3 protein-coding genes are annotated in these 2,664 nt (G+C 49.9%); all 3 read left to right on the top strand.

The genetic code is table 11. The features are described 5' to 3' along the window. The first annotated feature begins 72 nt into the window (after positions 1 to 72). Entirely contained in the window at positions 73 to 1,320 is a 1,248-nt protein-coding gene (locus tag ACR0QW_RS10870) for a ferredoxin (RefSeq protein WP_432643649.1), read from the top strand. Positions 1,321 to 1,380: 60 nt separating this feature from the next. Beyond that, a complete protein-coding gene (locus tag ACR0QW_RS10865) occupies positions 1,381 to 1,629 on the top strand; it encodes a DUF1653 domain-containing protein (protein ID WP_432643648.1) in 249 nt (82 codons plus the stop codon). A gap of 152 nt (positions 1,630 to 1,781) precedes the next feature. Then, on the top strand, positions 1,782 to 2,664 hold an 883-nt coding region (locus ACR0QW_RS10860), incomplete at its 3' end, for a Glu/Leu/Phe/Val dehydrogenase dimerization domain-containing protein (protein ID WP_432643647.1).

Raw genomic sequence — 2,664 nt, 5'->3', positions numbered from 1 at the left:
ATCGAACAGGGTGAAAAATATATTGCTGCGTTGAACAGCGCAAGCAATCTGTAACGTAAAGGAGCTGGAATCATGAAAAAACTGATGGTAGGAAGTAAATGTGATGGATGCGGTATCTGTACGATACAGCGCCCGGATTATCTGCGTGAAAACGACGAGGGCAACGCAGAAGCGATCGAAGGCAAGTTCGTACAGGAAAAAAATCTGGCAGCCATCCAAAAGTTGATTGCCCGGTGCCCACAGGGTGCGCTCTATCTGGAAGGCGGTGGGCATACCCAGAAAAAGGGTGTTGAAGGGCTGAAAGATATTATTGCATGGCTGGAAGAAGAAAAGGATAAAATCAAGGTCGAACCTGTGCCAGAGTTCAAGTTTGATGCTAAGGATTATCCGGTCGAGATTCCTTCTTCCAATAAAGAATATGACTATAATTATTCTTCGGAATTTGAAGCACGGCTGGAAGCGGAAAACGAGTTTGAAAGGCTCTGCTATTCAGAAAGAGCCTATAAGACGATGCTGACTAAAATATTCGTCGAATATCGGGTAACAAAACTGAAACCCTACTATCTCTGCATGGACGTGAAGGAAAGCGCCTATTATCGCTATAATGAAGCGGTGCGCAAACTTCTTGCAGAAGCTTATGGTGAAGTTCAGACTGTGATGGGCGGCAAGGCCAAACTCCCTGAAAAGTGGAACAGCATCTGCGTCTATCCGACTGGAACTGACTTCTGGATTAAAAATCTGAAGGAATTCGGCGATTCTGACAAATATCCCATCGGAAGCGTCATAAATAATTTTGAAAGTCGTGGTGAATATACCAAACTGAAATTCTATATTGATCAGATGGATTTCGACGACCGAGAGGAATACGTTGGTAAAGGATTGTTTGGGGATAAGTATAAAACAAAGTATCGCTTTCGGGGCTTCTCTCATGCGGCAAGGGAGTTTGTGGATGACCTCAAATTTTCCTGCAATATGGTGTCGAATGGATTTGAAGAGGAACTACAAGAAAGTGCACAGCATGTGATGGATGATTTTGAAAAGGCATTGAAATTAGCAATGGAAGAACGTATCCTCGCATTAAAAGAACTATGCAAAAACAATGACGATGCAAAAGAAGATGATTTCAGCGGTTATGTAAAGCTCCCCAAAAAAATCTTCGTACCAAATCGGAGCAGCCTTTATCGTGATTTTGACAGAAGGGCAGGATTTATGGAGAGCGATTTTATCGGCGTAAAGATGTCCGATACCAGAGAACCGGAAAAGCCCAGCCACTCTGGAACGCAGGATTCAGGTACGCAGACGATATCCTGTGGGTTTTGAGAAGTAACCGTACTTCCCCGCCCCGCAGGGGAATTTTTGTTGAAGCGAAAGGAGCCAACCATGCAGCAACTTCAGATCGGGCGGGTGTACCGCCATTTCAAGGGGGACTACTATCTGGTGGAAGCCCTTGCCAACGATTCCGAAACAGGAAAACCGTTTGTGGTCTACCGCAAGCTCTATGGGGACGGCAGTCTTTGGCTACGCCCTCTGGAGATGTTCCTGAGCCAGGTAGACAAAGAAAAATATCCCGATGCCACGCAGGAATACAGGTTCGAACTGCAGGAGATTTCCAGCGTTGCCGGGCACTGATGCTGTGAAGCGCATTCATCTTTATTTTGGTTTCTCTGAAACATTTTCCAGTTTCTTCTATTGTAAATCCCGGCACAAAGCTTTATAATGATAAAGTGCTCTGTGATAGTGGGCAGAGCGAGTGTAAAAATTGGGAGAAGGAGTATTCTGTTATGTTGACGAATGAATACCTGAAGCGTGTCTACGACGGCCTTGCACAGCGCAATGCCAATGAGCCTGAGTTCCTGCAGGCTGTCCGGGAAGTTCTGGAGAGCATCCAGCCCGTGGTGGAAAAGCATCCCGAGTACGAGAAGGCTGGCCTGATTGAGCGTCTGGTCGAGCCGGAGCGCATCATCAGCTTCCGTGTGCCCTGGGTCGATGATCAGGGCAAGGTTCAGGTCAACCGTGGCTACCGTGTCCAGTTCAACAGCGCCATCGGCCCCTACAAGGGCGGCCTGCGCTTCCATCCCTCTGTCAACCAGGGCATCCTGAAGTTCCTGGGCTTTGAGCAGACCTTCAAGAACAGCCTGACCACCCTGCCCATGGGCGGCGGCAAGGGCGGTTCCGACTTTGACCCCCACGGCAAGAGCGATGCAGAAGTGATGCGCTTCTGCCAGAGCTTCATGACCGAGCTGTACCGTCACATCGGCCAGTTCGTGGACTGCCCCGCCGGTGATATCGGTGTCGGCGGCCGTGAGGTCGGTTATCTGTTCGGCCAGTACAAGCGCCTGACCAACAGCTTCCAGGGCGGCATGCTCACCGGCAAGGGCCTGACCTTCGGTGGTTCTCTGGCCCGTACCGAGGCTACCGGCTACGGCCTGTGCTACTTCACTGCCGAAGCTCTGAAGTGTATGCGCAACGACAGCTTCGCCGGTAAGACCGTGGTCATCTCCGGTTCCGGCAACGTTGCTACTTATGCCTGCGAGAAGGCTACCGAGCTGGGTGCAAAGGTCGTCACCATGTCCGACTCCAACGGCTATGTCTATGACCCCAACGGCATTGATCTGGCTTACGTCAAGGATCTGAAAGAAGTCCGCCGCGGCCGCATCAAGGAGT

Source organism: Acidaminococcus sp. (assembly GCF_050873445.1).
Lineage (GTDB): Bacteria > Bacillota > Negativicutes > Acidaminococcales > Acidaminococcaceae > Acidaminococcus.
Note: the sequence above shows the minus strand (reverse complement) of the source record. Positions and strands in the feature narration are given on the sequence as shown.